General features: G+C 69.3%; 27 protein-coding genes, 2 tRNA genes and 1 pseudogene. 13 read left to right on the plus strand and 17 right to left on the minus strand.

The genetic code is table 11. The annotated features are described in order from the left end of the window. Positions 1–43: 43 nt before the first annotated feature. From sppA to trpB, 5 genes are all read left to right on the plus strand, one after another. Entirely contained in the window at positions 44–1,003 is a 960-nt protein-coding gene (gene sppA, locus ACILRB_RS12235) for a signal peptide peptidase SppA (RefSeq protein WP_395666570.1), read from the plus strand. A 157-nt stretch (positions 1,004–1,160) separates the two neighbouring features. Beyond that, positions 1,161–1,451, plus strand: coding sequence for an integration host factor subunit beta (locus ACILRB_RS12240; RefSeq protein ID WP_395666571.1), 291 nt, complete (start codon positions 1,161–1,163; stop codon positions 1,449–1,451). 140 nt (positions 1,452–1,591) lie between these two features. Beyond that, positions 1,592–1,927 (plus strand): lipopolysaccharide assembly protein LapA domain-containing protein, encoded by a 336-nt coding sequence (locus ACILRB_RS12245; RefSeq protein ID WP_395666572.1) that lies wholly within the window; start codon positions 1,592–1,594, stop codon positions 1,925–1,927. Between the two features lie 58 nt (positions 1,928–1,985). Further along, entirely contained in the window at positions 1,986–2,672 is a 687-nt protein-coding gene (locus tag ACILRB_RS12250; RefSeq protein ID WP_395666573.1) for a phosphoribosylanthranilate isomerase, read from the plus strand. Positions 2,673–2,752: 80 nt separating this feature from the next. Next, entirely contained in the window at positions 2,753–3,994 is a 1,242-nt protein-coding gene (trpB, locus tag ACILRB_RS12255; protein WP_395666574.1) for a tryptophan synthase subunit beta, read from the plus strand. 36 nt (positions 3,995–4,030) lie between these two features. Here the strand turns inward: trpB and ACILRB_RS12260 are convergent, their stop codons facing one another. The 3 genes from ACILRB_RS12260 to bioB form a co-directional block, all read right to left on the minus strand. Beyond that, a complete protein-coding gene (locus ACILRB_RS12260; RefSeq protein ID WP_395666575.1) occupies positions 4,031–4,189 on the minus strand; it encodes a hypothetical protein in 159 nt (52 codons plus the stop codon). A 60-nt stretch (positions 4,190–4,249) separates the two neighbouring features. Beyond that, on the minus strand, positions 4,250–4,885 hold the full coding sequence (locus tag ACILRB_RS12265; protein ID WP_395666576.1) for a hypothetical protein: 636 nt from the start codon (positions 4,883–4,885) through the stop codon (positions 4,250–4,252). 159 nt (positions 4,886–5,044) lie between these two features. Then, on the minus strand, positions 5,045–6,040 hold the full coding sequence (gene bioB / locus ACILRB_RS12270; RefSeq protein WP_395666577.1) for a biotin synthase BioB: 996 nt from the start codon (positions 6,038–6,040) through the stop codon (positions 5,045–5,047). Between the two features lie 192 nt (positions 6,041–6,232). On the opposite strand from bioB, the gene ACILRB_RS12275 reads away from it, so the two are divergent. Both ACILRB_RS12275 and ACILRB_RS12280 read left to right on the plus strand, forming a co-directional pair. Then, positions 6,233–6,424 carry a YqaE/Pmp3 family membrane protein gene (locus ACILRB_RS12275; RefSeq protein ID WP_395666578.1) on the plus strand — a complete coding sequence of 64 codons (192 nt, stop codon included), beginning with the start codon at positions 6,233–6,235 and terminating at the stop codon, positions 6,422–6,424. A gap of 22 nt (positions 6,425–6,446) precedes the next feature. Beyond that, entirely contained in the window at positions 6,447–7,124 is a 678-nt protein-coding gene (locus tag ACILRB_RS12280; RefSeq protein ID WP_395666579.1) for an EI24 domain-containing protein, read from the plus strand. A gap of 2 nt (positions 7,125–7,126) precedes the next feature. Here ACILRB_RS12280 and ACILRB_RS12285 read toward each other — a convergent pair whose 3' ends face one another. Next, complete coding sequence (locus ACILRB_RS12285) at positions 7,127–8,134, minus strand: complex I NDUFA9 subunit family protein (RefSeq protein WP_395666580.1); 1,008 nt, start codon at positions 8,132–8,134, stop codon at positions 7,127–7,129. Positions 8,135–8,377: 243 nt separating this feature from the next. Between ACILRB_RS12285 and ACILRB_RS12290 the strand changes: the two genes are divergently transcribed. Together ACILRB_RS12290 and ACILRB_RS12295 are read left to right on the plus strand one after the other, a co-directional pair. Continuing rightward, positions 8,378–8,462, plus strand: a tRNA-Leu gene (locus ACILRB_RS12290). Positions 8,463–8,471: 9 nt separating this feature from the next. Beyond that, on the plus strand, positions 8,472–8,963 hold the full coding sequence (locus tag ACILRB_RS12295) for an Arm DNA-binding domain-containing protein (RefSeq protein WP_395666581.1): 492 nt from the start codon (positions 8,472–8,474) through the stop codon (positions 8,961–8,963). A 245-nt stretch (positions 8,964–9,208) separates the two neighbouring features. Here the strand turns inward: ACILRB_RS12295 and ACILRB_RS12300 are convergent. The 7 genes from ACILRB_RS12300 to ACILRB_RS12330 form a co-directional block, all read right to left on the minus strand. After that, positions 9,209–9,282: transfer RNA gene (locus ACILRB_RS12300), tRNA-Gln, on the minus strand. A 119-nt stretch (positions 9,283–9,401) separates the two neighbouring features. Beyond that, on the minus strand, positions 9,402–10,202 hold the full coding sequence (locus ACILRB_RS12305) for a HesA/MoeB/ThiF family protein (RefSeq protein ID WP_395666582.1): 801 nt from the start codon (positions 10,200–10,202) through the stop codon (positions 9,402–9,404). Beyond that, entirely contained in the window at positions 10,199–10,546 is a 348-nt protein-coding gene (locus ACILRB_RS12310; RefSeq protein WP_395666583.1) for an HPr family phosphocarrier protein, read from the minus strand. Before ACILRB_RS12310 ends, ACILRB_RS12305 begins: the two co-directional genes overlap by 4 nt. Next, entirely contained in the window at positions 10,543–10,944 is a 402-nt protein-coding gene (locus ACILRB_RS12315) for a PTS sugar transporter subunit IIA (protein WP_395666584.1), read from the minus strand. The genes ACILRB_RS12310 and ACILRB_RS12315 overlap by 4 nt, the downstream gene beginning before the upstream one ends. A gap of 345 nt (positions 10,945–11,289) precedes the next feature. Continuing rightward, entirely contained in the window at positions 11,290–11,802 is a 513-nt protein-coding gene (locus ACILRB_RS12320; RefSeq protein ID WP_395666585.1) for an HPr kinase/phosphorylase, read from the minus strand. A gap of 15 nt (positions 11,803–11,817) precedes the next feature. Beyond that, on the minus strand, positions 11,818–13,650 hold the full coding sequence (locus ACILRB_RS12325) for a stimulus-sensing domain-containing protein (protein ID WP_395666586.1): 1,833 nt from the start codon (positions 13,648–13,650) through the stop codon (positions 11,818–11,820). 27 nt (positions 13,651–13,677) lie between these two features. After that, positions 13,678–14,373 carry a response regulator gene (locus ACILRB_RS12330; protein WP_395666587.1) on the minus strand — a complete coding sequence of 232 codons (696 nt, stop codon included), beginning with the start codon at positions 14,371–14,373 and terminating at the stop codon, positions 13,678–13,680. Positions 14,374–14,998: 625 nt separating this feature from the next. Here ACILRB_RS12330 and ACILRB_RS12335 point away from each other — a divergent pair. Then, a complete protein-coding gene (locus tag ACILRB_RS12335; protein ID WP_395666588.1) occupies positions 14,999–15,793 on the plus strand; it encodes a TOBE domain-containing protein in 795 nt (264 codons plus the stop codon). Positions 15,794–15,818: 25 nt separating this feature from the next. Here the strand turns inward: ACILRB_RS12335 and ACILRB_RS12340 are convergent, their stop codons facing one another. After that, complete coding sequence (locus ACILRB_RS12340; protein WP_395666589.1) at positions 15,819–16,460, minus strand: class I SAM-dependent methyltransferase; 642 nt, start codon at positions 16,458–16,460, stop codon at positions 15,819–15,821. Positions 16,461–16,788: 328 nt separating this feature from the next. Between ACILRB_RS12340 and ACILRB_RS12345 the strand changes: the two genes are divergently transcribed. Next, positions 16,789–17,079 (plus strand): hypothetical protein, encoded by a 291-nt coding sequence (locus tag ACILRB_RS12345; RefSeq protein ID WP_395666590.1) that lies wholly within the window; start codon positions 16,789–16,791, stop codon positions 17,077–17,079. A 10-nt stretch (positions 17,080–17,089) separates the two neighbouring features. On the opposite strand, the gene ACILRB_RS12350 is transcribed toward ACILRB_RS12345, so the two are convergent. From ACILRB_RS12350 to ACILRB_RS12365, 4 genes are all read right to left on the minus strand, one after another. After that, positions 17,090–18,865, minus strand: coding sequence for a cisplatin damage response ATP-dependent DNA ligase (locus tag ACILRB_RS12350; RefSeq protein WP_395666591.1), 1,776 nt, complete (start codon positions 18,863–18,865; stop codon positions 17,090–17,092). Next, positions 18,862–19,905 carry a ligase-associated DNA damage response exonuclease gene (locus ACILRB_RS12355; RefSeq protein ID WP_395666592.1) on the minus strand — a complete coding sequence of 348 codons (1,044 nt, stop codon included), beginning with the start codon at positions 19,903–19,905 and terminating at the stop codon, positions 18,862–18,864. Before ACILRB_RS12355 ends, ACILRB_RS12350 begins: the two co-directional genes overlap by 4 nt. A 98-nt stretch (positions 19,906–20,003) precedes the next feature. After that, positions 20,004–20,318, minus strand: a complete 315-nt coding sequence (locus ACILRB_RS12360) for a hypothetical protein (RefSeq protein ID WP_395666593.1) — start codon at positions 20,316–20,318, stop codon at positions 20,004–20,006. Between the two features lie 217 nt (positions 20,319–20,535). Beyond that, positions 20,536–20,955, minus strand: a complete 420-nt coding sequence (locus ACILRB_RS12365) for a hypothetical protein (RefSeq protein WP_395666594.1) — start codon at positions 20,953–20,955, stop codon at positions 20,536–20,538. A gap of 281 nt (positions 20,956–21,236) precedes the next feature. Between ACILRB_RS12365 and ACILRB_RS12370 the strand changes: the two genes are divergently transcribed. Together ACILRB_RS12370 and pdeM are read left to right on the plus strand one after the other, a co-directional pair. After that, entirely contained in the window at positions 21,237–23,909 is a 2,673-nt protein-coding gene (locus ACILRB_RS12370) for a ligase-associated DNA damage response DEXH box helicase (RefSeq protein WP_395666595.1), read from the plus strand. Next, a complete protein-coding gene (gene pdeM, locus ACILRB_RS12375) occupies positions 23,875–24,612 on the plus strand; it encodes a ligase-associated DNA damage response endonuclease PdeM (RefSeq protein WP_395666596.1) in 738 nt (245 codons plus the stop codon). Before ACILRB_RS12370 ends, pdeM begins: the two co-directional genes overlap by 35 nt. Here pdeM and ACILRB_RS12380 read toward each other — a convergent pair. Further along, positions 24,609–25,667, minus strand: a pseudogene (locus ACILRB_RS12380) (hypothetical protein); the annotation flags it as partial. The gene pdeM and the pseudogene ACILRB_RS12380 overlap by 4 nt on opposite strands.

Consider the following 25,667-nt stretch of genomic DNA (forward strand, 5'->3'; position numbering starts at 1 on the left):
CGCCGCGCGGACGCGCGACGCGCGCCAGATTAACGGAGTCCGCATGTCCATTCCGTCCTTCGCGGACTATCTCGTCGAGCGCCGGAGCCTGCTGCGCCGGCTCTCATGGTGGCGCGTCGCCGCCTTTCTGGCCGCGGCGCTCGTCATTCTCGCGCTTGGCGCACGCGTCTTCGGCGGCGAGGCCGCGCATCTGCGCCCGCATATCGCGCGGGTGACGCTGAGCGGGATCATCACCGGGGACCGCGACACGTTGCGGCTGATCTCGCGCGTCGCCGATTCGGACGCGGCCGCGGTGATCGTCTCGATCGACAGCCCGGGCGGCACGACGGCCGGCGCCGAACGCGTCTATGACGCCCTGCGCCGGCTTTCGGCCAAAAAACCGACGGCCGCCGTCGTCGGCTCGCTCGCGGCGTCGGGCGGCTACATTGCGGCGCTCGGAGCCGACCAGATCGTGGCGCTCGGCAATTCGCTGGTCGGCTCGATCGGCGTGCTGGTGCAATATCCCAATGTCACGGGCCTGCTCGACAAGGTCGGGGTCAAGGTCGAGGGCGTCAAATCCTCGCCGCTCAAGGCCGCGCCGAACGGCTACGAGCCGACGAGCCCGGAGGCGAAAGCCGCGCTCGAATCGATCGTCATGGACAGCTACGCCTGGTTCAAGGGGCTCGTGCGCGAGCGCCGCGGCCTCGACGACGCCGGGCTCGCCGCCGTCGACGACGGGCGCGTCTTCACCGGCCGGCAGGGGCTTGGCCTGCATCTCGTCGACCGGCTCGGCGGCGAGCGCGAGGCGGTCGCCTGGCTCGAAAACGAGAAAAAAGTGGCGAAGGGCCTCAAGGTCGAGGACTGGCGCCCGCAACGCGGCTTCAGCGTCATGAGCCTGACGTCCCTGGCGCAGGCCGCGGCGGGGGCGCTCGGCCTTGACGCGATGGCGCCTTTCCTCACGCGCGCGGACGGCCGGATGCTTGACGGTCTTGTCTCGATTTGGCAATTTGGCGACGCGGATTGACGGCCTTCGCGCGCCGTCTTACGTCATTGCGGCGGGGGCCTGATGACGCCGTGAAATCAAACACGACCGCCTGCGGACGGAGCTTGCCGGACCGGCGCCGCCCCTGCTCGGGACGCAGGTCCCAATTCCTGATGATGCCGGTTGGTGGGCGGGGCGAATGATCAAATCCGAGCTCGTGCAGCGTATCGCCGACCGCAATCCGCATCTCTATCTTCGCGACGTCGAAAAGATCGTCAACGCGATCCTCGACGAGATCACCAGCGCGCTCGCGCGTGGCGACCGCGTCGAGCTGCGCGGCTTCGGCGCCTTCTCGGTCAAGCACCGAGACGCCCGCATCGGCCGCAACCCGCGCACCGGCGCCCATGTCGAAGTGGACGAAAAGGTCGTCCCCTTCTTCAAGACCGGCAAGGAAATGCGCGAGCGGCTCAACAACGGCGCCGCGGACTGATTTCGCCCGCCGCGCGATCCGGGACGGCGCCGACCCGTTCCACAGCGCCGCCCGGCGCGAGACAACCAGGCGCGAGACAACCAGGCGCGAGACAACCAGGCGCGAGACAACCAGGCGCGAGACAATCAGGAATGACGGCGATGGCGCGCTTTCTCAAATGGCTGATTCTCCTGCCCGTCGCCGCCGTGATTCTGGCGCTCGCCGTGGCCAACCGCCACATGGCGACGATCTACCTCGACCCATTCCCCAACGGCGGGCCGAACGGGCCGCAGGTTTCGGCGCCCTTCTATCTGCTGATGCTCGGGACGCTGATGGTCGGCGTTCTCATCGGCGGCGTCGCGACCTGGATGGGGCAGGGGCGCAGTCGGCGCGCCGCGCGCCAGGCCCGCGCCGAGCTGCGCCGCACCCGGGCCGAGCTCGTCCAGCTCGAACCGCAGACGCCCTCGCTCGTCCCGGCGCTCGAGCGCCGCAAGTAGCGCCGCAGGCGGCGCCGGGCCACGGCCGGACGCGCCTCGATCGGACGCCGGAGCCGGCATGACGCGTTCTCCCATCGTCAAGATCTGCGGCGTGACGACGCCGGAGGCGGTCGACGCCGCGCTTTCCGCCGGCGCCGACATGCTGGGCTTCGTCATTTTCGAGAAAAGCCCCCGCCATCTTTCGCTCGACGTCGCAAGTCGGCTCGCCGCCCGCGTCGGCTTGCGCGCCGCGCGCGTGCTCCTGACCGTCGACGCCCCGGACGACCTCATCGCCGCGGCGACCCGCGCCGTCGAGGCCGACTTTCTCCAGCTGCACGGACATGAGCCGCCCGAACGCGTCGCGGCGCTCAGGGCCGCTTTTGACGTGAAGATCATCAAGGCGCTGCCCGTCGCCTCGCCGGCCGACCTCGCCGCCGCCGCCCCCTATGAGCAGATCGCGGACATGCTGCTGTTCGACGCCAAGGCGCCGCCGGGCGCGGCGCTGCCGGGCGGCAATGGGGCGTCCTTCGACTGGCGGATTCTTCAGGGCCTTGCGACCGCGCGGCCCTGGCTCGTCGCGGGCGGCCTCGACGCCGCCAATGTCGCGGAGGCGCTGCGCGTTTCGGGCGCGCCGGGCGTCGACGTTTCGTCGGGCGTCGAGCGCGCGCCGGGCGTCAAGGACGAAGCCATGATCGCGGCCTTTCTGCGCGCCGCGCGCGGGCTCGACGCGCCGGCGCGGGTTTCGCTCGCGCGCGGGACCGGCTAAAGCAGGCCTTCACAAGGCGCCCGCCCGCGGCGCGACAGCGATGAGCCGCAGGCGCGGCCTCGGCGAGAAAGGCGCGTGCCATGACGATTGCGGCTCCGAACTCCTTCCGCTCCGGCCCCGACGAACGCGGCCATTTCGGCATTTTCGGCGGGCGTTTCGTCGCCGAGACCCTGATGCCGCTGATTCTCGACCTTGAGCGCGAATATCAGGCGGCGAGGGTCGATCCTTCGTTCAGGGCCGAGCTCGACGGGCTCCTGAAACATTATGTCGGGCGCCCGAGCGCGCTCTATTTCGCCGAGCGCATGACCGCGCATTTCCGTGAGAAGGCCGCGGCCGCCGGACATGACGGCGGCGCGAAAATCTATTTCAAGCGCGAGGACCTGAACCATACCGGCGCGCACAAGATCAACAATGTGCTCGGCCAGATCCTGCTCGCACGGCGCATGGGCAAGACCCGCATCATCGCCGAGACGGGCGCCGGCCAGCATGGCGTCGCCACCGCCACCGCCTGCGCCCGCTTCGGCCTCAAATGCGTGGTCTACATGGGCGCGGTCGACGTCGAGCGGCAGAAGCCCAACGTGTTTCGCATGAAGCTGCTCGGCGCCGAGGTCGTGCCGGTGCAGGCCGGGGCCAAGACCCTCAAGGACGCGATGAACGAGGCGCTGCGCGACTGGGTGACCAATGTCGCCGACACCTTCTATTGCATCGGCACGGCGGCGGGGCCGCATCCCTATCCGGCCATGGTGCGCGACTTCCAGTGCGTCATCGGCGACGAGACGCGCGCGCAGATGCAGGAGGCCGAAGGGCGGCTGCCGGATTCGCTTTTCGCCTGCATCGGCGGCGGCTCCAACGCCATCGGCCTGTTTCACCCCTTCCTTGACGATCCTTCGGTCGAGATTTTTGGCGTCGAGGCGGCCGGCTTCGGCCTGCATGACAAGCACGCCGCCTCGCTCGCCGGCGGGCGGCCCGGCGTGCTGCATGGCAACCGCACCTATCTCCTCATGGACAGGGACGGGCAGATCGAGGAAGGCCATTCGATCTCGGCCGGGCTCGACTATCCGGGCATCGGGCCGGAGCACAGCTGGCTCAAGGAGACGGGCCGCGTGACCTATCTTTCGGCGACCGACGCCGAGGCGCTCGACGCCTTCAGGCTGTGCTGCGAGCTCGAAGGGATCATCCCGGCGCTCGAGCCGGCCCACGCGCTGGCCAAGATCGCCGAAATCGCGCCGACGAAGCCGCAGGACCATCTGACCGTGGTCAATATTTCCGGCCGCGGCGACAAGGACATCTTCACCGTCGCCGACCGTTTCGGCGGGATGTGAGGGAAAGCGCCTCGCCGCCGGCGAGGCGCCAGGCCTTTACTTGGTCGGGAACAGCAGGGCGAGCTGGAAACGCACCTGCCATTGCGCGCCGAAATCCGGCCGCACGACATTATAGAACGCCTGAAACTGGGCGTTCATCGGCGGCAGACCGTCGCCAAGCCGGAAGATCTTGCCGAAGCCGCCGCCGACCGGCACGGTCCATTGTCCGCCCGTGCCGACCCAGTTCGCGGTGATGATCGGGCTTGAGGTCAGGTACTAGCCCTCCGGAAAATTGTAATTGATGAAATATTGCGCCGTCATCATGCTGACGCTGGAGCGGTCCCCGGGGCCGGCGAACGACCAGAGATTGTTGACGACCGCGCCGACGACCCACGGCCCCTTGATGAACAGGCCGACCGCGGAGGGGCCGGCCTCCCACTTGCCCGTGCCCAGCACGTCCGCCCCGGCGGTCGGAAACGAGAAGGACGGGCCGACGCCCCAGATGAATTCGCCGGGCTTCGCCGGCGACAGGAACAGCGTCGGGTTGACGTCGCCGAGGCCGAAGGCCGGCCCCTCGGTCGGCGAGGTCCGCACCTGCGAGACGATCGGCAGAATCGTGCGGGTGATGAGGTTCCAGTCCTCGCTGAGCTTGATCGGGATCACCGGCTCGACGTTGAGCACGTTTCCGGTCTCGCCGTAAGGCCCCTGCAGCATGTTCGTGTTGTTCTGGAACGGCACGCTGATCATGTCGGCGACCGGGTTTTGCGCCTTGCGCGCGAGATCCTCGGTCGCCGCCCCGGAGCTTTGCGCCGAGGCGGCCGCCACGCCCGCGAAAAGGGCGGCGACGGCGAGGGGCAGGGCGAGCGGCCTTGCGCGCCAAAAGGGTCGGGTCGGGAAAATTTTCGGGCGCATCGGCGGGCCTTTGGGGGTGGCGTTTCGCCCGACCGTACCCGTTGCGTCACGCTTCGCCAGACGCCGCGGACCTGCTTTCAGACAAGGCGCGCCAAAGCGTCGCGAAAAGCCGCCGACGATGCGCGCGCGCAACACAGTCGAACGGCGAGCCTTCGCGCGTCAGGCCTTTGCGGTCTGCGCCGGAGCGCAGGCGCGGCCCTGTCCCAGCGCCTCGAACAGGGCGTCGTCTTCGCCGGCCTCGACGTTCGGCGTCGTCAGCAGGGCCTCGCCGTAAAAGAGCGAATTCGCCCCCGCGATCATGCACAGCACCTGCGCCTCGCGCGAAAGGGTCGAGCGGCCGGCCGAAAGGCGCACGCGCGAGGCCGGCAGCACGATCCGGGTCGTCGCGATCATGCGCACGAAATCGAGCGGATCGACGCGCTCGCGGTCGCCGAGCGGCGTGCCGGGGACCGGCGTCAGGGCGTTGATCGGCACGCTTTCCGGGTGGGGGTCAAAGCCCGCCAGAGTCGCCAGCATGGCGGCGCGGTCGGCGACGCTCTCGCCCATGCCGATGATGCCGCCGCAGCACATTTCGAGCCCCGCGCCCCGCACCGCCTTCAGCGTGTCGAGCCGGTCGTCATAGGTGCGGGTCGAGATGATCCTGTCGTAATAGTCGGGGCCGGTGTCGAGGTTGTGGTTATAGGCGGTCAGCCCCGCCTCCTTGAGCCGCCCGGCCTGCGCGGCGTCGAGCATGCCGAGGGTGACGCAGGCCTCCATGCCGAGCGCGCGCACGCCGCGCACCATTTCGAGCACGGCGTCGAACTCGCGCCCGTCGCGCACGCTACGCCAGGCCGCGCCCATGCAGAACCGGTCGGCGCCGGCCTCGCGCGCCTTGGCGGCGATGGTCAGCACCTCCTGCGGCGACATCATGTGGATGCGGTCGAGCTTGACCTCCTTGTGATGCGCCGACTGCGGGCAATAGCCGCAATCTTCCGGGCAGCCGCCGGTCTTGATCGAGAGCAGGCTCGCCTTCTGCACGTCGTTGACGTCGTGGAATTCGCGATGCACGGCGTTGGCGCGCGAGACGAGCTCGAGCAGCGGCGTCTCATAGACCTCGACGATTTCCGCCACGCTCCAGTCATGCCGGGTGAAGAAGTCTGCGCCTTGTCGTGTCATGCCGAAATTTCGCTCCGCCGATCGGGCGGCGCGGGGTGAAGAACAATCGGCGCGGCCCGTTTTGACGCTATAAGAAGCGCGGCCGGGCTTCAAGCCGCGCCGCGCGGCCGCCGCGCCCTTGCGCATGGCGCGCGGCTCCGCATGTTAAGGGCGGCGCCCGAAAGGGAGCGCCGACGCGCCAAAGGGACGTTCATGCGCCTTCTCATTGCGGTGTTTCTTCCGCCGCTCCTGTTTTTCACCATCGGCCGGCCGTTCGCCGGACTCCTCTGCCTGATTTTGCAGATCACGCTGGTCGGCTGGATTCCGGCGGCGCTGTGGGCGGTCTACGCGCTGAGCCAGTACCGCACCGACGAAAAGATCCGCGCCCTGCGCGACGGCCGCTGACGCCGCGCGAGGTCCGCCCGTCATGCTCGACGCCGCCTTCGCCGCCGCCGCCCAGATCTTTTCACGGCCGTTTCGCGCGGTTTTCTGGAAGACGATCCTGCTCACGCTCGGCCTGCTCGCGCTTTTGTGGGCGGCGCTCGAGCGGCTGATCGTCTCGGTCCAGCTGCCCTACGCCTGGCTCGAGACGCTCGTCTCCGTCGCCGGCGGGCTCGGCCTTCTGGTCGGAGCGGCCTTTCTGGTCACGCCGATCTCTTTCGCGGTGGCCGGATTCTTCTTTGACGATCTCGCCCGGCACGTCGAAGAGGGGCTCGAACCGCGGCTTGTCGGCCGCGTGCTGCCGTTCGGGCCGGCGCTGAAGGTCGCGATCGAGTTCGGCCTTGTCTCTCTCCTCGTCAACGCGCTTGCGCTGCTGCTTCTGCTCGCGCCCGGCGTCAACGCCGTCGCCTTTCTGGGGGCGAACGCCTATCTGTTCGGGCGCGGCTATTTCGAGCTCGCCGCGCTGCGCCATCTGCCGCAGGCCGAAGTCAACCGGCTGCGGCGCGCGAACGGGACGTATCTGTTTCTGGCGGGCCTCGTCATCGCCGGCCTTGCCGCCCTGCCGATTCTCAACCTGCTGACCCCGCTGTTCGCCGCAGCCTTCATGACGCGGATCGCGGCGGGGCTCATGCGCGGGGCGCTCGCGGCGCCGCGCGAAGGATAGGCTCAGGCCATGCGGCGGTCGGCGTACTGGCCGGTCGGGCGATAGCGGCCGATATAGGCCGGCGCGATCGCCTCGAAGGAATCCGGCATGATCCCGAGCCCTTCGAGCGTGCGGCCCTCGGCTTTCGCCTCCTTCGAGACCACATTGTCGCTCTTCAAAAGCTCGACCTGATCCTTGGTCAGCGCCAGCATCTCGGGCATCAGGCCGAGCGTCGCGGCGCGCAAGATCTCCGTCAGGCCGCCGACCGTCTTCGCCTGGTCGAAGCTGAGCTTGACGAGCGGGCGCTTGTGCTGGGTCGTGCGCAGCACGAATTCGAGGATGCGCCGCATGGTCGCGACCTCCGGCCCGCCGAGCTCATAGGTCGTCGCGGCCTTCGCCCCGCCGTTGAGCCCCATCGCCGCCGCCGCCGCGACGTCGCCGACGAACACGGGCTGAAGCTTCGTCCCGCCGCCGCCGACGAGCGGCAGGAACGGCAGAAAACGCGACATGGCGGCGAAGCGGTTGAAGAACTGGTCCTCGGGGCCGAACACCACGGAGGGGCGCAGGATCACGGCCTCGGGGAAGGCGGCGCGCACGCGCGCTTCGCCCTCGGCCTTGGTGCGGGCGTAGACGGAGCCCGACGCCTTGTCGGCGCCGAGCGCCGAAAACTGCAGGAAGCGCTGGGCGCCGGCGGCCTTCGCGGCTTTGGCGACGGTCTCGGCGCCCTCCGCATGCACGGCTTCGAAGCTCTGCTCGCCGCCCGGACTGAGAATTCCGACGAGATTGACCACGGCGTCGGCGTCGCGCAGCGCTTCGGCGACCGACTCCGGATAGCGCAGATTGGCCTGCACCGCATGGATCTGCCCGACCTTGCCGATCGGCTGAAGATGGAAGGCGAGGTCGGGGCGGCGCGAGGCGACCTTGACGCGCCAGCCGTCCTTGACCAGCGCGCGCACCACATGCCGGCCGATGAAGCCCGAGCCGCCGAAAACGACAGCCAGCCGATTCGTCTTCACCAAAGCGTCCGCCATGTCCTACGCCTCCGCGTCTCGTCCCGCGCCGTTTTAGGCGGGCGCACGACGCCTGTACAGAGGCGACGCGCCAAAGGGGCGCGCGGGATGAACGAACGCGGGCGGCGGCCGGCCGAAGACGTGCTGACCTCGAAGGAGGGCGGCGAGGCTGGCGGCGAGACTGGCGGCGAGACTGGCGGCGAGACTGGCGGCGAGACTGGCGGATTGACAAAGCCCCATGCGGCTGCGTATCAGAGCGCCCGGGCCCTGGTGGCGGAATTGGTAGACGCGCTGGTTTCAGGTACCAGTGGTGAAAGCCGTGGAGGTTCGAGTCCTCTCCAGGGCACCAAATCCCCGTTTGCCGATATTCGGCGGCGTGGACAAAGTGTCAGATTTCATTGGATTTCCTGCCCAATCGATTGGAGCCGGTCGTGTCCTGCGCCGACCGCCGGCCCGGTCTGGGGGCCTTTTTGGGGCCCCGGATCTGATCCGGCGCGTCTCGACGGCGCTCACGGACATCGCCGTCCGCAGCGCAAAGCCACGCGAGCGCGACTGCAAGCTTGCTGACGGCGGCCTGTATCTTTTAATGACGCGCCCCGGCGGTCGCCTCTGGCGGATCAAAAATCGGGCCGATGGCGTCGAACGCAAATTGCCGTTCGGCGAATATCCGGACATCACCTTGGCGGAAGCGTGCGCGGCCTCGCCCCCGCTCGGGCCGAATGCAGTGACGTCGCCCGATGCGTCCGACTTTGCGTGGATTTTTGCAGCCGCGCCGCTGCACGCCTATGCGCCCGATGCTCCTCGGCCCCGGAGGGACGACGGAACGCGCGACCTCGCATTCGCCGACTGATTCAGGCCCATGGAAGGCGCAAGGAAGGCCGGGCGGGAGATGGCCAGGAGAGGGAAGGAGGAAGGCGCGTCACGACCCCTGCAATGGTCTTCATGGCGCGGTGGACGCCTTGCGCCCAGCGCCCCTGAACGAAGCGCCTGAAGCCCGACCCGGTCCGCCAGAGAGGCTGCGGGTTGCGCTTCCGCCCTGCCTGTCAGCCATCATAGGTGATTGATATTCGGACGCTTCTCGGCCTGTCGAGAGGCTGGCTGGGGGACCTGGATTCGAACCAAGATTAACGGAGTCAGAGTCCGCTGTTCTACCGTTGAACTATCCCCCACCGGGCGCTCTGGCCGGCGGCTTGATGCGGCGGGCCGAAGCGAAGCCGTCATCTAGTCGGTCGGCTTCGACCTGTCAATGCCGCGCTCCGCTTCGCTTCGACGGCAGGGACCTCGGCGGTCACGCGACAGGCGCGCCGTTCAGGGAGTTGGCCGGATCCCAGGCGTAGCGGAGCGTCTCGATCCTCATGTCGAGCGCGTCGACGAGCACGAGCCGGCCGACGAGGTTTTGGCCGAAGCCGACGATCTCGCGCATGACTTCGAGCGCCATCATCGAGCCGAGCATGCCGGGCAGGGCGCCGAGCACGCCGGCCTCGGAGCAGGCGGGGGCGAAGTCTTCGGGCGGCGGCTCCGGAAACAGGCAGCGATAGGTCGGGTTGGGCCGGCCGTCCGCCCCGCGTTCATAGGGGCGCAGCACGGTCAGCGAGCCGTCGAAGGCGCCGACGGCCGCGGTCACAAGCGGCCGGCGTTCGTGAAAACAGGCGTCCGAGACGAGATAGCGGGTGGCGAAATTGTCCGATCCGTCAGCGACGACGTCATGGGACGCGACAAGCGCGCGCACGTTCTGCGCGTCGAGCCTGGCCTGAAAGCGCGTCACCCGCACATGCGGGTTGAGCCGCGCGATCGCTTCGGCCGCCGCGTCGACTTTCGGCCGCCCGAGATCGGCCGTGCCGAACAGCACCTGCCGTTGCAGATTGGACAGCGAGACGACGTCGTCGTCGACGACGCCGATCTCGCCGACGCCGGCCGCCGCGAGATAGTGCAGGAGCGGCGCGCCAAGGCCGCCCGCGCCGATGACGAGCACGCGCGCCGCGCGCAGCCTGCGCTGGCCGGGGCCGCCGACGCCGCGCAGCACGATATGTCTTGCGTAGCGCTCGACCTCTTCAGACGAAAGCGCCGGGGCGTCGGAGTCGCCGCTCACTCGTCCTCGCCGAAGCGGTCGGCGACGAGAGCCTCTATGGCGTCGAGCGCCTCCCTGGCCTCGCGCCCGGACGCGACGACGGTGATCTTCATGCCGAGCGCCGCGCCGAGCGTCAAAATCCCCATGATCGACGTCCCGCCGACCATATCGCCGCAGCGTCCGACCAGAATCTCGGCGTCGAAGCGTTCGACGCAGCGCACGAATTTGGCGGTCGCGCGGGCGTGCAGCCCCTTGCGGTTGACGATCGCAAGCTCACGCGCCAGAGCGCCCTCGGGCGGCGTATAGGGCGGGGCGTCGCCGCAGCCGCAGGGATCTTCGTCGTCGAAGGCGCCGGATTCGCTCATTTTCCGCTCAACACCCGGCTCGCGACATAAATATATTTGCGGCCGGCGTCCTGCGCCTGAATCACCGCCTGCTCGAGGCTCGAAGCGTCGCGCACCGAGGCGAGCTTGATCAGCATCGGCAGGTTCACGCCGGCGACCACCTCGACATGCGCGCCGTTCATGACCGAAATGGCGAGATTGGACGGCGTGCCGCCGAACATGTCGGTGAGGACGACGACGCCGAAGCCGCTGTCGACCTGCTCGACCGCCTCGATGATGTCCTGGCGGCGCTGTTCGATGTCGTCGTCGGGGCCGATGGAGATCGCCGCGATCTGCTTCTGGGGCCCGACGACATGCTCCAGCGCCGCCCGGAAGGCGGTGGCGAGATGGCCGTGGGTGACGAGGACCATGCCGATCACCGCGGCGCTCCCGTGGCGCGCGCGGCTCGCCGGGTCGCGACGCCTTGCGGAAACATGCCGCTTTCGGAAAAAACGATGCTCAAGGAAGAGTCCACGCGCTGTTTGCTCGCTCTGGCGCGGACGCGCGCCGCATCCGGCCAAGGCTTCGAAGCGACAGTTCCAGAAAGTTTGAACTGATGTCAAGCCTCTGAATTACAAGCTATTTCCTCATCGCCGCGCAGCGTCTGAGCCTTCTGCGAAGCGTGTTCACACCAGCGTAGGCGGTTCATTTTGTGCGTCGCGGCCGACTTGGCAAGCAAAATGACGCGCCCTTTTTGCGAATTCGCGATTTTGTCGGCGTCCCTGTCAAAAATGGCGCACATCCGGCCAGCGCCGCCGTTCCAGTATGGCGAGCGCCAGATCGCTGACGCAGGCGCCGGCGGGCAGGCGCAGCGCCGGCAGAACGACGCCCTCGAGCGCGCGCCGGGGCAGGCCGGCGAAGCTCCAGCCGTCATGGTCGAGGCCCGAATCGTCCGGCCCCTCCGGCAGGCGCTCGACGTCGGCCCAGGGCGCGAGGTCGATCAGGAGACGCACGGCGGCCTCGGACGCGTAGGGCTTTTCGAGCACGCCGATCCCGCGCCGTTCGATCTTGCCGGCGATCGCCGGATGCCCCCGCGCGACGAGGCGGCCGTCCTCGACGGCGAGCCGCACCCTGTCGTCGCCGACGAGCGCGCAGGAGAGGCCGCGCCCCTGCGCCGTCGCCATGAGCGCGAGCGCGAGCGCGCTCTTGCCCGCGCCGGAGGCGCCGCGGATGAGCAGGCCCGCGTCGCCGATGAGGATCGCCGTCGCATGGATCTCGATCGCGCGGCGTCCGGCCATGGCGGCGTCGCGCGTTCAGGCGCGCGGCAGGAACACGACGAGCCGCGCGCCGAGCACGGGCGGCTCCTCGTCTTCGTCGGTCGGCGGGCCGAGGCGGTTCATGGCCGAGATGCGCCCGCCATGGGCTTCGACGATCTGACGCGAGATGGACAGGCCAAGGCCGGAGTTCTGGCCAAATCCCTGGCACGGCCGGTCGGTGTAGAAACGCTCGAAGATGCGCTCGAAGGCGTCGGCCGGGACGCCGGGGCCGTCGTCGTCGACGGTGATCTCGAAGCCGTCGCGCCACTGGCCGTCGTCCGCGCAATCCTCGGCCGGGCGAAGATGCACGCGCACCCAGCCGCCCGGGCAGGAAAAGGAGCGGGCGTTGTCGATCAGATTGTTGAACACCTGCCCGAGGCGCGAATCATGGCCGAGCACGCAAAACGAGCTCTTGCCGCGGTCATGGTGGCGCCCGCGCGCCACCGTGAAGCTGACATGCACGTCGTTCCCGTTCTTGACCTGGCTGGCGACGTCGATGACCGTTTTCAGCACCCGTTCGAGATCGACCGATTCCATGTCGGCCCGGGCGAGCTCCGCGTCGAGCCGCGAGGCGTCCGAGATGTCGCTGATGAGCCGGTCGAGGCGCTTGACGTCGTGCTGGATCACTTCGAGCAGGCGTTCGCGCGATTCGGGCTTCTTGACGTTGGGCAGGGTTTCGACCGCGCTGCGCAGCGAGGTGAGCGGGTTCTTGAGCTCATGGGCGACGTCGGCGGCGAAGCTCTCGATCGCGGCGATGCGGCTGTAGAGCGCGCCAGTCATGTCGCGCAGGGCGCGCGACAGATGGCCGATTTCGTCGGCGCGGCTCGTCAGGTCCGGGATTTCGCTGCGCAGCTTGGTGCGCCGCCGCACGCGCTCGGCGGCCTCGGCGAGCTTGCGGATCGGCTCGGCGATGGTGCCGGCGATGAACATCGACAGGGCGAACATGATGACGGCCGACACCAGGAACACGCGGGTGATCGCCCAGCGTTCGGAGGCGATGATGGCGTCGATGTCGCCGCCCATGGTCGACAGCAGCACCGCCCCGCGCACCGTGTGGAAACGCTGGATCGGCGCGGCGACCGAGACGATGGTCTCGCCCTTGTCGTTGATCCGCGCGACCGCCTGGGCGCTGCCCGCGAGCGCCCGCGTCACCTCCGGATAGACGTTGCCGTTGTCGAGCGCGTTCTCTTCATAGGGCGGCAGGCCGGTGCGCCAGATGAGGTTCTTCATTCTGGCCCAGAGGCGTTCGGCGAGGGAGGCGCTTTCGCCGAGCGTCGGCGCCGGGAGGTCGAAACGCAGAATGTTGGCGCGGCTCGTCAGCGAGCGCGAATCGAGCAGCAGATAGCCGTCGCGGTCATAGATGCGCGCCCGCGTGCGCGTCGGCGAGACGAGGCGGCGCAGCACGGGGCCGACGCGCTCCGGGTTGATCGAGAACTCGAAGGGCGCCGTGTCGTCGGACAGGCGGTAGCTCTCGCCGGGCGCGAGCTGGAGCAGCTTTTCGGGGTCGATGGCGATGGCGTCGGTGTCGGCGGTGGCTGAGGCCGCGATCGACGCGGCGATGATCTCGGCCTGGGTCTGAAGGCTCTGGATGCGCGCGTCGATCAGCCCCTCGCGGAACTGGTTGAGATAGAGAAAGCCGACGAGCAGCGCGAGCAGCCCGCCGAGATTGAGCACGACGATGCGGCGCGTGAGCGAGGACGAAAAACGCGAGATGAAGGCGCGCAGGACGCCGCGCAGGCGCGCCGAGAAGCTGCGCCGCATGCGCTTGGCGCGCCGCGCCGCGACTTCCTTGCGGTCGAACTCGACGTCCTGACGCAGATCCAGCGTCATGGCTTCCGCTCTCCGTCCGGCCGGATCTTATTCCTTGAAGCGGTAGCCGACGCCATAAAGGGTCTCGATCATTTCGAATTCGTCGTCGACCGCCTTGAATTTCTTGCGCAACCTTTTGATATGGCTGTCTATCGTGCGGTCGTCGACATAGACTTGGTCGTCATAGGCGGCGTCCATCAGGGCGTTGCGGCTTTTCACGACGCCGGGACGCGTGGCGAGCGCCTGAAGGATCAGGAACTCGGTGACGGTGAGCGTGACGGGGTCGTCCTTCCAGGTGCAGGCGTGGCGCTCCGGATCCATCTTGAGCAGGCCGCGCTCCAGAATCTTCGCGTCCGCCTCCTTCTGGGCGGTGACGTCCTTGGGATTGGCGCGCCGCAAAATCGCCTTCACCCGCTCGACGAGCAGGCGCTGCGAGAAGGGCTTCCGGATGAAGTCGTCGGCGCCCATCTTGAGGCCGAACAATTCGTCGATCTCTTCGTCCTTGGAGGTCAGGAAGATCACGGGAAGATCGGACTTCTGACGCAGGCGACGCAACAGCTCCATGCCGTCCATGCGCGGCATCTTGATGTCGAAGATGGCGAGGTCGGGCGGATCGCTGCGCAGGCCGTCGAGGGCGGTCGAGCCGTCGGTGTAGGTCTGCACCCTGTAACCTTCGCCTTCGAGGGCGATCGAGACGGAGGTCAGGATGTTGCGGTCGTCGTCGACCAGCGCGATCATGGGCATCTGGGTTTTACCTTCGGAAGCGGGCGCGCGGCGCGCAAGGCGCGGGGGACGCCGGGAGCGGCGCGCCGCGCAAGGAGAGTCTGGCTTTGAAGCGAGGCGTCATCTCTGGGTCCCGAAGCCCCGCCCGAGGCGGCGAAGCGGAAGAACAAGGGCGCGAAACGATCTCTTGCGGCACGGCGACGACGCGAAGGGGCCGAAGCCTGGCTACAAGACGGGCGAAGGGCCAAGGATGAAAGACTGAGCCCAGAAGTCGAAACGGCTGACGAAAAAGATCACGCCCGGTCGTCATCCGGCGAGGCTGTCCTTTATCAAGCCTGCCCTGAATGAAGTCGTCTCCAGTCAAGAACAAGCCTGCTCCGGTCAGGATCGGACGGGAGCTGAGGCGCGCCGCCATTGCGCCGCCATTGAACCGCCATTGCGCCGCCACTGAACCGCCATTGCGCCGGCTTCGCGCAGGCGCGCCCGGCGGCGTCGGACGGCGATCCTGATCTGTTATATCAGGAAAATTCGGAGGCCAAAATATGGCCGGCGCGCGCCAGGCCCCAAACGCCCGTTCCGCGCGCATCCGCGGCGCGCCCGCGACCGTGCTAAAATGGCCGGCCGCTCGCCAGAACAAGGACGTGTCATGCCTCCTGACCGCATCGACGCCTTCATCAGCCTGCGCGGCGACGGACGCCTTCTCGTCGGGCGCGACCGCATCGCGCTGCTTGAGGCGGTGATCGAATATGGCAGCATGAGCCGAGCCGCGAAGGAAGTCGGCTTCAGCTACAAGGCGGCCTGGGACGCGGTTCAGGCGATCAACAATCTGCTGCCGCGCCCGGCCTTCGTCACCCGCGGCGGCGGACGCAGGGGCGGGGCGGCCGAGGTCACGGAGGAGGGGCGCCGGCTGATCGCCGCCTTCCGCCGGCTCGAGGAGAAGCTCGGGCGCATTTCGAGCGCCATCGCCGCCGAGGGCTTCGAGGGGGCGGACGAACTCGCGTTCTGGGGCCTCGCGGTCAAGGTCAGCGCGCGCAACCTGTTCCAGTGTCATGTGGTCAAGGTCGAGGCGGACGCGGTCGACGCGCTGGCGACGCTGACCGTCTCCGGCCGCAACGACATGCGCGCGCTGGTCACGCGGCGCGCGGCCGAGGATCTCGGGCTCGAGCCCGGACGCAGCGCGGTGGCGCTGGTGAAGTCGAGCCTCGTCGCGCTCATGCCGCCGGGCGAGACGCTCGACCTGTCCACACGCAACCGGCTCGCCGGGGTGACGCTCGCCCGCGTCGACGGCGTGGCGCGAAGCGAGATCGAGCTTGACCTTGGCGACGGCAAGACGCTTGTCGCGGTGATCCCCAAGACCGCCGCCGACGACCTCGGCGTGCGGCCGGGCGAGAAATTCGACGCCGTGTTTCGCGCGAGCGACGTCATTCTCGCCACCGACTGAGGCCGACGCCGGCGCGCTGCGGCGTTCAGGGCTTGCGCCATACGCTCGCGAGCCAGGGCTGTCGCTCGCGCGGCAGGCCGTCCGGCCGATAATAATGCCGAATCTCCTGAAATCCCGCCGTCTCGCCGAAGCCGCGCCAGCTTTCGAGGCTGTGATAGACGCCGTAGCGCGCCCGGCTCCAACCCTCCTCGTCGCGGCCGCGCGGGATCGACGAAAACAGCACGCCGCGGGGCTTCAGCGCCGCCGCGAGCTCGCCGAGCACGCGCGGCAGCTCCTGGCGCGGCACATGGAACAGCGTGGCGTTGGCGAAAATCCCGTCGAACGTCTCCGCCGGCAGGTCGAGCTTCAGAAAATCCTGCGTCCATGCCTCGCAGCCGCTGTGAGCGCGGGCCATGGCCGAAAAATTCGGCGATCCGTCGAGCCCGATCGCCCGATGGCCGAGTTCGGCGAACGTCTTCAGGTCGCGCCCCGGCCCGCAGCCGAAATCGAGCAGGGTAAAGGGCGGCTCGGCTTCGATCGCCCCGAGGAGAGCGGCAATGTTCTGCGACACGTCATGATCGCGCGTGCCCTCCCAGAAGCTTCGCGCCGAATCGTCATAATTTCTGACGGTCTCACGCGTGAGCTGGTCGAGCTCCTCCGGGCGGAGAGGGTTGAGCGGCGACGTCATGTGGCTGGCCGACTGTCCGATTTCGTCACGAGCCTAGCAGGTTTCCGTCCAGCCGTCGCGCCGCGCCGCATATATATATCTTGCTTATATGGAACAGGACGAGCCAAGGACAAAGACGGAGATACGTAGTTTTACGTAGAGGATTTTGAATTAGAAGCGGTTGAAGTTTGTTCCTTGTCAATGCGCGGCGCCGTCTGGCGCGAGAAAAGCAGACGTCAGGCGCACGGCGCGCGTCTCAAACCTCGGCCGCGCCCGCCTCCGCCGTCCGCGCGGATGATCCATATGTCAACGCGCCGGCGGGCCTCGCTTCTAGCCTTTGGAGATTGTGATGACTCTGGATGTCGATACGGGAGTTCTTGAAGTTGAAGCCGCGGTGGTCGAAGCCCCGGCCGCCCCGACGCTCGCCGATCTTGGCGACGTGCTCGTCAACGTCCGCTTCTTCCCCGACGGCAAGGTCAACACCATCGACAATTGCCCACGCAATCTGGACAAGCAGGCGTGGTTTTACGCCCTGTGCCGCCTTGAGCCCTTCCGCTTCCACACGCTCGCCGGCGGCCGCGGCCATTATCGTATTCCCTTCGCGCGCTTCCAGCAGATTCTCGCCGAGGTTTCCGCCTGACGTCGCGGCGTCAGACCTTTCGCTCCCGTGTCTTTTGGGCGTCGGCGTTTCGCCGGCGCCCATTTTGTTTATCGCTCCGCTTCGCCGGCGCCTGCGCGTTCGGCGTCTTGGCGTTCGGCGTCTTGGCGTCCGGCCGTTCGCCCCCTTTCAGCAGCGCTTCGAGCGTCTCGATCGAATCGGCCTCGCGCGCAGGCTTGTCCCACCTTATGCGCGCGACGCGCGGAAAACGCATCGCGACCCCGGATTTGTGCCGCGTCGAGCGGTTCAGCCCTTCAAAGGCGATTTCGAGCACGAGCCCCTGCGCCTCGCCATGGGCGACCTCGCGCACCGGGCCGAAGCGATTCGAGGTGTTGTTGCGGACATGGCGGTCAAGGTCGCGCAATTCCGCGTCGGTGAAGCCGAAATAGGCCTTGCCCACCGGCGTCAGGCGGCGGTCCGCCCCGTCTTTCGTCCAGACCCCGAAAGTGAAGTCCGAATAAAACGACGAGCGCTTGCCATGGCCGCGCTGCGCATACATCAGGACGGCGTCGACGGTGAAGGGGTCGCGCTTCCATTTGCGCCACAGGCCCTTCGGCCGGCCGGGCACGTAGATCGAATCGCGCCGCTTCAGCATCACCCCTTCGATCGCCTCGGCGTCGTCGCCCGCGCCATGGCCGCCGGGGTCGCGCCGCGCGGCGGCGAGTTCGTCGAAGCTCGAAAACCGCACGAGCGGCGAAAGGTCGAACCGCGGCGCGGCCGCCGCCGCGACGAAAGCCTCGAGCCGCGCGCGGCGCTCCGAAAACGGCAGGGCGCGCAGATCCTCGCCGTCAAGGCGCATCAGGTCGTAGGCGCGGATATGGGCCGGAAAATCGACCAGAAGCTTCGCCGAGATCGTCTTGCGGTTGAGCCGCTGCTGCAGGACGCCAAACGGCTCGACGCGGCCCGCGCGCAGGATCAGCAATTCGCCGTCGAGCGAAAAATCATCAAAGGGCAGGGCGGCCGCGGCCTCCGCAAGCTCGGGAAAGCTTTCTGAAATCTCCTCGCCTGTGCGCGAATAGAGCCGCGCGACGCGCCGCCCCGCGCCGTCATGGCCGCAGGCGGCCTGCACCCTGATCCCGTCCCATTTCCATTCGGCCAGAAAATCCGCCGGATCGAGTTCGGCGAAATCGCGCGTCTCGTCGAGCGCATGGGCGAGCATGGCCGGGCAGAACGGCGCCGGGTCGGTCGAATCGGGCCGCGCCTCGCGGCCTTCGAGCCAGGCGAAAAGATCGAGATAGGGCGGCTCGAGCCCGTGCCAGACCTCCTCGATCTCGTTGGGGGCGCGGCCGCCAAGCTCCGCCACGGCGGTCTTGGCGAGGCGCGCCGAGACGCCGACGCGCAGCGCGCCGGTGATGAGCTTCAGCAGCGCCCAGCGGCCCGTTTCGTCGAGGCCGTCGAGCCAGCGGGCGAGCTTGCGCGCAAGGTCGAGACGGCCGCCTTCACGCAGTTCGCGCACCACCTCGGACAGCGCCGGCGGAGCGCCCCCGGCGTCTGCGGGCGCGGGCCAGAGCAGCGCGACGGTCTCCGACAGGTCGCCGACGTAATCATGGGACAGCGCGAACAGGACCGGGTCGACGCGCGCCATGATCAGCCCGCGCACGAGCCCGGGCTTGGCCTGCGCGAAGCTCAGCGCCCCGGCGAGCGCGGCGAGCGCGAAGCCGCGCTCGGGGTCTGGCGTGCGACGGAAATAGTCGCTCATCAGCCGCAGCTTGCCGAGCCTTGAGGGCTCGAATGACAGACGGTCGAGCAGCCGCGCGAACTCTTTCATGCCGGCGTGGGCTCCATGCCGGACGCCGCGCCCGTCTCCGGCTCCTCCTCGCCGTAGCCGAGGAGATGCAGGGGCTCGGCCTCGAGCCCGGCCGATTTCGCCCAATGGACGAGCGCATCGGCCTCGCCATGGGTCACGAGCGTCCGGGCGCAGTGCGTTTCCAGAACGGTCCCGGTCAGCGCGTCCCAGTCGGCGTGGTCGGAGACGACGAGCGGCAGCTCGACGCCGCGCTGGCGCGCCCGCGCGCGCACCCGCATCCAGCCCGAGGCGAAGCAGGCGACGGGATCGGGAAATTTGCGCGACCACAGATCCTGCACGGCGGACGGCGGGCAGATGACGACCTCCCCGCCGAGCGTCGCGCGGTCGCTCGCCGCGACGGGACGCGTCTCGCCGAGGTCAAGTCCCTGCGACGCATAGAAGGAGAACAGCTTCTCCATGGCGCCGTGCAGATAGATCGGACGGTCATAGCCCGCGCGGCGCAGCAGCGCGGCGACGCGCTGCGCCTTGCCGAGCGCATAGGCGCCGACGAGATGGGCGCGCTCCGGAAACAGGCGCAGCGAAGCGAGAAGCTTGGCGATTTCATCGTCCGCGCGCGCATGGCGGAACACCGGGAGGCCAAAGGTCGCCTCGGTGATGAACACGTCGCAGGCGAGCGGCTCGAAGGGCGCGCAGGTCGGGTCTTCGTCGCGCTTGTAGTCGCCCGAAGCGACGACGACCGCGCGCGCGTCGGCCATGCGGATCTGGGCCGAGCCCAGCACATGGCCCGCGGGGTGGAGGCTGACGTCGATCCCGCCGAGCCGCAGCGTCTCGCCGTAGGAGAGGGCCTGGGTCGTCGCCGCAAAACCCTCGCCCATGCGGATCGCCATGATCGCCAGCGTCTCGCGCGTCGCGAGCACGGCGCCGTGGCCGGCGCGGGCGTGGTCGGAATGGCCGTGGGTGACGACGGCGCGCGCGACGGGGCGCACCGGATCGACAAAAAAATCGCCCGCCGGGCAATAAAGGCCAGCGGGCGTCAGGGAGAGGAAGTGAGCCGACGTCATGAGCCCGAGATGGGGAGAAGGCCGGACGCCGGCAAGCTCGGCCGGCGCGTCGCGCCGGAGAAACCTTCAGGCGGCGCGAGGGCGCGCCGCGCGATCAGTCACTGATTGCAGACAAGGCCGCGGGTCACGTAGACGCGGCCGTCCGGGCCGGTGACGCGCGTCACGCGGACGCAGTCCTCGTCTTCGCCGGCGGCGGCGCGGCTCAGCTGATAGGAGGGGCCGGAAGACAGCGGCGCGTAGGTCGGGGTGAAGGCGCTGCGATGTTCGATCATCCCCGAATTCTGCGCGACCTTCGCCCTGGGGGTCATGGTCATGGGCGCAGCGACGACCGCCACGCCGAGGCAGGACGTGCCCACCGCGATCATGGTGAGCCGGAGCGCCTGGGCGCCGATCGTCTTGCGAGAATTCGTCATAAGCCTGTCTCCCCTCGCCGCCGTTGCGTCGATGGTGAGAATTTGCTCCCCGTCGATCCGGCGCGCTGTGCGGCAGCACACGCATAACGCGGTTCAGCCTAAGAACGTTCCGTGGGGCGAGCAAAAATTTAAGAAAAAATCAACTGGTCCCGATCGTCTTGCGGACGAGCGTGGCGCATCCGCCACGCTGTCCTGTTTATGTTTTTAAATCATGTGCTTAATAGCACACCGTGACGGGGCGATAGCCGACGAAACGGCCCCACTGGTCGTAAAGGGCCTGCCGCTGGCGCACGCATCCGCCATAGGCCGGCTGGGCCGCGTTGGCCGCGATCGCGCCAAGCGCGAGGCCGCCGACGAGGCCGGCCGCAGCCGGTCCGGCCCAGCCGCCGCCCCAGCCCCAACCGGGGCCCCAGCCGCCGCCCCAGCGCGCGGCGCCCCAGCCGCCGCCCCAGCCCGGACGCCCCCAGCCGGGGCGTCCCCAGCCGCCATGCCATCCGCCGCCATGCCATCCGCCGCCGTGCCACCCGCCGGGACGGCCCCAGCCCTGAGCCGAAGCCGAGCCGCTCGTCGCGATCGGCAGGACGAGCGCGAGAGAGGAGACGGCGACGATGGCGGTCGTCCTCATTTTGTCGAACATGCGAGATCTCCCCAAATGCGCGGCGGCGGACGCGCCCGCCCTGCGCCGTATCTCCTTCATCATATGGGTTCGCCCGCCTGAACCCGCCATGAATGGGCGCGGCGGCGACGTCGCCGCCAGGTTTTGGCGCGGGCGAAACGGACGGCGCGCCCTGTGCAAGCGACGCGCGGCCGCCCAGATTGTGTCTGGCGCGCCGCCCGCGCCGTGCGCCGCCGCACCTCCGGACGCCGTCTTTCGACGTCGCGCGCCCGGACAGCGCGCCGCCTCGTAAAGGAGCCTGCTTGACCGCCGTCCCGCCAGCCCTGCCGCAGCGCTTTTCTGACTGGTTCGCGCGGCGCGGCTGGACGCCGCGGGCGCATCAGCTCGAACTTCTGGCGCTCGCGCCGCTCGCCGACGCGCTGCTCATCGCGCCGACGGGCGCGGGCAAGACGCTCGCCGGCTTTCTGCCGAGCCTGATCGACCTCGCCTCGCGGCGCGAGCGCCAGGGGCTGCACACGCTTTATATTTCGCCGCTGAAGGCGCTGGCGGTCGACGTGCGCCGCAATCTCGAGACGCCGATCGTCGAGATGGGGCTGAAAATCAGGGTCGAAGCCCGCACCGGCGACACCTCGGCGGCGAAGCGCCAGCGCCAGAGACGCGACCCGCCCGACATCCTGCTGACGACGCCGGAGCAGCTCGCCCTGCTGCTGGCGAGCCCGGACGCGAGCGTCTTCTTCGCGGGCCTCTCGCGCGTGATCGTCGACGAACTGCATGCGCTCGCCCCGACCAAGCGCGGCGACCTTCTGGCGCTCGGCCTCGCCCGGCTGCGCCGCCTTGCGCCCGGCCTGACCGTCACGGGGCTTTCGGCGACGGTGCGCGACCCGCAGGAATTGCGCCGGTGGCTCGCGGCGCAGGCGTGCGCCGCGCCGGACGATCCGGCGCGGACGGACGCGACGCGGGAGCGCGCGCCTGCGCTCGCCGCGCTGGTCATGGCCCCGCCCGGCGCGCCGCCGGACCTGCGCGTGCTCGACAGCCGCGAGCGCCTGCCCTGGGCCGGACACAGCGCGCGCCATGCGCTCGGCGAGATCTATGAGGCGATCAGGGCCGCGCGGCTGACGCTCGTTTTCGTCAATACGCGGGCGCAGGCCGAATATGTGTTTCAGGAGCTCTGGCGGCGCAACGACGACTCCCTGCCGATCGGCCTGCATCATGGCTCGCTCGACGTCGCGCAGCGCCGCAAGGTCGAGGCGGCGATGGCCGAAGGCCGCCTCAAGGCGGTGGTCTGCACCTCGACGCTCGACCTCGGCGTCGACTGGGGCGACGTCGATCTCGTCGTCAACGTCGGCGCGCCCAAGGGCGCGAGCCGCCTCGCGCAGCGGATCGGACGCGCCAACCACAGGCTCGACGAGCCCTCGCGCGCCATTCTCGCGCCGGCGAACCGGTTCGAGGCGCTCGAATGCCGCGCCGCCGTCGACGCCGCGGCCGAAGGCGCGCAGGACGCGGGCGTCGCGCGTTCGGGCGCGCTCGACGTTCTGTGCCAGCACATTCTCGGCATGGCCTGCGCCGAGCCGTTCGACGCCGACGCGCTGTTCTCCGAAGTCATAAGCGCCGAGCCTTACGCGCAGCTTACGCGTGAAAATTTCGACGCCGCGCTCGCCTTCGTCGCCACCGGCGGCTACGCGCTGCGGACCTATGAGCGCTTCGCCCGGATCCGCCGCACGCAGGACGGGCTCTGGCGCGTCGCGAACGGCCGCGTGGCGCAGGGCTATCGTCTCAACGTCGGAACCATCGTCGAGGCCGAAGTCCTCAAGGTGCGGCTCGTTCCGGGCGGGGCGCGGCCGTCCGCGTCCTATCAGGGGCCGCTGCGCCGCGGCGGGCGCGTGCTCGGCGAAATCGAGGAATCCTTCGTCGAGATGCTGTCGCCGCGCGACACTTTTTTGTTCGGCGGCGAGGTGCTGCGCCTTGAAGCCGTCGTCGAGAACGAGGCGCTCGTCTCGCGCGCCGAGGGCCGCGAGCCGTTCGCGCCGTCCTACGCCGGCGGCAAGTTTCCGCTCTCGACCTATCTCGCCATGCGCGTGCGCCGCATGCTCGCGAACGAGGCGGAATGGAGCGCGTTGCCGGAGCAGGTCGTCGAATGGCTGGGCCTGCAACGCCTGCGCTCGGCCCTGCCGCCGCCGGAGGGGCTGCTGGTCGAGAGCTTTCCACGCGGCGGGCGCCATTACCTCGCGCTTTATCCGTTCGAGGGCCGGCTCGCCCATACCACGCTCGGCATGCTGCTGACGCGGCGCATGGAGCGGGCCGGGCTGAAGCCGCAGGGCTTCGTGGCCAATGATTATGCGCTTTGCGTCTGGTCCGTGGCCGATCCGGCGGCGGCGTTCGCGCGTGGCGCGACGAGCCTCGACGAACTGCTGGCGCAGGACATGCTCGGCGACGACCTCGAGGAATGGCTTGAAGACTCTTCGCTCATGAAGCGGACGTTTCGCAATTGCGCGGTGGTGTCGGGCCTCATCGAGCGCAATGTCCTCGATCGCCGCAAGACCGGGCGGCAGGTGCGCATGTCGACCGACCTGATCTATGACGTCCTGCGCCGTTTCGAGCCGGGCCACATCCTGCTTCAGGCGGCGCGCGCCGACGCCGCCACGGGCCTTCTGGACCTTGAGCGGCTCGCCGAAGTGCTGCGCCGCGCGCGCGGCCGGATTCTTTACAAGCCGCTGCCGCGCGTCTCGCCGCTCGCCGTTCCGGTCATGCTCGAAATCGGCCGCGAAAACATTTATGGGGAGGCGCAGGACACGACGCTGGCCGAGGCCGCCGAGGCGCTTGTGTCCGAGGCGATGGCCGCGGAGCCCGCATCCGGGGCGGCCGACGCGCCGCCCGGTCCGTCCGACAGGCGAAGGCCGGGCGCGCTCCGCGCAGGGCCCGCGCGCCAGACCGGGAGAAGCCATGAAGGCGCACGAGGCCGCGCGCGGGACGACTGAGGGCGAATCGGAGCTCGTCCTGCTGGACGAAAGCTTCGTCGCGGACGCTTCGGGCGCGCTGTTCTGGCCGCGCGAACATCTCCTCGTCGTCGCCGACCTGCATTTCGAGAAGGGGTCGAGCTTCGCCGCGCGCGGCGTGTTTCTGCCGCCCTATGACACGCGCGCGACGCTGTTTGCGCTCGCGCGGCTCATAGCCCGGCGTCAGCCGCGCGTCGTGGTCGCGCTCGGCGACTCGTTTCATGACCCGCGCGCCATGGAGCGGATCGCGCCCGACGACCGCGACATGCTGCGCGCGCTCCAGCGCGGGCGCGACTGGATCTGGATCGCCGGCAATCATGACCCCGCGCCGCCCGGCGGCCTTCCGGGCGCGGCGGCGGCGGAGCTGCGCCTCGGCGCCGTCGCATTTCGGCACGAGCCTGCGCCGGGCGCGGTTTCGGGCGAGATCGCCGGCCATCTCCACCCCTCGGCGCGTCTCGTCGGACGCGGCGGATCGGCGCGCGGCCGCAGCTTCGTCACCGATGGGCGGCGCTGCGTCCTGCCGGCCTTCGGCGCCTTCGCCGGAGGCCTCAATGTGCGTGACCCGGCCTTTGGCGCTCTGTTCGGCGCGACCGAGTCAGGGCAGGCGCTCGACCATGTCGCGGTTCACGTCATCGGCCGGGCGGGCGTCTACCGCGTGCCGCATCGCCTCTGCGTGGCGGGTTAGTCGGGCGCGGCTTCCGGCGCGCGCGGGGCGGGGCGCGCCTCCGGCGTCGTCTGGAGCGCACGCAAGGCGCGAAGCGCGGCGTCGCGCGTCGCGAGCGGCGACGGCTCGAACAATTCGGAAAAGAGCGGAGCCGGCCGGGCGGCCTGCGGCGCAGGATCGGTCCGGGGCGCAGCCGCCACGGCCGGGGCCGCGTCCGCGGACAGGGCCGACTCTTTCGCCTCGGGCGGCGAAGGCGCGCGCGCGACGTCCGGTCTTTCGACCAGACGGCGAAGGAAGGTTTGCGCGTCGAATCCTCCGTCGCGCCTCGCCGCGTCGATCGCGAACGCGGCGCCCGCCACAAGGCAGACGACCGCCGCCGCCGCGAGCCATGGCCCACCGGCGCCGCGCCGCCGCGCCGGGGACGTCGTGGGGCGCGACTCGGGCGCAGCCTGCAGCGCCGGCGCGAAGTCAGGATAGACGACGCTGGCGCGCTCCGACAGGCCGGGGGCGGCGTCAGGCTGCTTGATGTGGGGCCAGGGCGCGGGCCGCCCCGATCCCGGATCGAGCAGCACGTCCGATCCGTCGCCTGCGGACTCCATGGCGAAGGCGGAGCCCGCCGCATGCGGCTTCAGTTCGCCCGGCGACGCGGCGAAGCGCGCCGATTCGTTCAACGGCCCGGACGCCGGGGCGCCGCCCGCGGCCGGCGCGTCAGGCGCGCGCGGCCCCGGCGTCCAGGCCGTCTCCATGCGGGAGAGACGCCCGCCGATGTCGACGAGCGCGGTCCGCACCTCGTCGAGCGCGCCCTGCAGCCGCCGTTCGGCGGCCTCGGCCGCAGCGCGCTCGCCCGCCGCCTCGAAACCCGTCTGGGTCTGGCGTTCGATCTTGCCGAGAAGGCGGCGCAGGGCCTCCTCGAGCCCCGCGAGCGCGTCGGGCCCGCCTTGGCCTCGCAGGTTCGCGCCGAGCGCGTCGATGCGGGTTTCGAGGGCCTGATGACGTTTATGCTGGATTTCTTCCCTGCGGCCGTCGAGACGCTCGGCGGCGCGGCCGCCGGCCTCGACCTGCGCGCCGAGCGTCTC

It is taken from the genome of Methylocella sp., from assembly GCF_044226135.1.
Lineage (GTDB): Bacteria > Pseudomonadota > Alphaproteobacteria > Rhizobiales > Beijerinckiaceae > Methylocapsa.

What these genes read in the sequence shown, in the direction of transcription:
- sppA (WP_395666570.1), top strand. Translation starts at nt 44, where the DNA reads ATGTCCATTCCGTCCTTCGCGGACTATCTCGTCGAGCGCCGGAGCCTG.
- ACILRB_RS12240 (WP_395666571.1), top strand. Translation starts at nt 1,161, where the DNA reads ATGATCAAATCCGAGCTCGTGCAGCGTATCGCCGACCGCAATCCGCAT.
- ACILRB_RS12245 (WP_395666572.1), top strand. Translation starts at nt 1,592, where the DNA reads ATGGCGCGCTTTCTCAAATGGCTGATTCTCCTGCCCGTCGCCGCCGTG.
- ACILRB_RS12250 (WP_395666573.1), top strand. Translation starts at nt 1,986, where the DNA reads ATGACGCGTTCTCCCATCGTCAAGATCTGCGGCGTGACGACGCCGGAG.
- trpB (WP_395666574.1), top strand. Translation starts at nt 2,753, where the DNA reads ATGACGATTGCGGCTCCGAACTCCTTCCGCTCCGGCCCCGACGAACGC.
- ACILRB_RS12265 (WP_395666576.1), bottom strand. Translation starts at nt 4,885, where the DNA reads ATGCGCCCGAAAATTTTCCCGACCCGACCCTTTTGGCGCGCAAGGCCG.
- bioB (WP_395666577.1), bottom strand. Translation starts at nt 6,040, where the DNA reads ATGACACGACAAGGCGCAGACTTCTTCACCCGGCATGACTGGAGCGTG.
- ACILRB_RS12275 (WP_395666578.1), top strand. Translation starts at nt 6,233, where the DNA reads ATGCGCCTTCTCATTGCGGTGTTTCTTCCGCCGCTCCTGTTTTTCACC.
- ACILRB_RS12280 (WP_395666579.1), top strand. Translation starts at nt 6,447, where the DNA reads ATGCTCGACGCCGCCTTCGCCGCCGCCGCCCAGATCTTTTCACGGCCG.
- ACILRB_RS12285 (WP_395666580.1), bottom strand. Translation starts at nt 8,134, where the DNA reads ATGGCGGACGCTTTGGTGAAGACGAATCGGCTGGCTGTCGTTTTCGGC.
- ACILRB_RS12310 (WP_395666583.1), bottom strand. Translation starts at nt 10,546, where the DNA reads ATGAGCGAATCCGGCGCCTTCGACGACGAAGATCCCTGCGGCTGCGGC.
- ACILRB_RS12320 (WP_395666585.1), bottom strand. Translation starts at nt 11,802, where the DNA reads ATGGCCGGACGCCGCGCGATCGAGATCCATGCGACGGCGATCCTCATC.
- ACILRB_RS12325 (WP_395666586.1), bottom strand. Translation starts at nt 13,650, where the DNA reads ATGACGCTGGATCTGCGTCAGGACGTCGAGTTCGACCGCAAGGAAGTC.
- ACILRB_RS12330 (WP_395666587.1), bottom strand. Translation starts at nt 14,373, where the DNA reads ATGCCCATGATCGCGCTGGTCGACGACGACCGCAACATCCTGACCTCC.
- ACILRB_RS12335 (WP_395666588.1), top strand. Translation starts at nt 14,999, where the DNA reads ATGCCTCCTGACCGCATCGACGCCTTCATCAGCCTGCGCGGCGACGGA.
- ACILRB_RS12340 (WP_395666589.1), bottom strand. Translation starts at nt 16,460, where the DNA reads ATGACGTCGCCGCTCAACCCTCTCCGCCCGGAGGAGCTCGACCAGCTC.
- ACILRB_RS12345 (WP_395666590.1), top strand. Translation starts at nt 16,789, where the DNA reads ATGACTCTGGATGTCGATACGGGAGTTCTTGAAGTTGAAGCCGCGGTG.
- ACILRB_RS12350 (WP_395666591.1), bottom strand. Translation starts at nt 18,865, where the DNA reads ATGAAAGAGTTCGCGCGGCTGCTCGACCGTCTGTCATTCGAGCCCTCA.
- ACILRB_RS12355 (WP_395666592.1), bottom strand. Translation starts at nt 19,905, where the DNA reads ATGACGTCGGCTCACTTCCTCTCCCTGACGCCCGCTGGCCTTTATTGC.
- ACILRB_RS12360 (WP_395666593.1), bottom strand. Translation starts at nt 20,318, where the DNA reads ATGACGAATTCTCGCAAGACGATCGGCGCCCAGGCGCTCCGGCTCACC.
- ACILRB_RS12365 (WP_395666594.1), bottom strand. Translation starts at nt 20,955, where the DNA reads ATGTTCGACAAAATGAGGACGACCGCCATCGTCGCCGTCTCCTCTCTC.
- pdeM (WP_395666596.1), top strand. Translation starts at nt 23,875, where the DNA reads ATGAAGGCGCACGAGGCCGCGCGCGGGACGACTGAGGGCGAATCGGAG.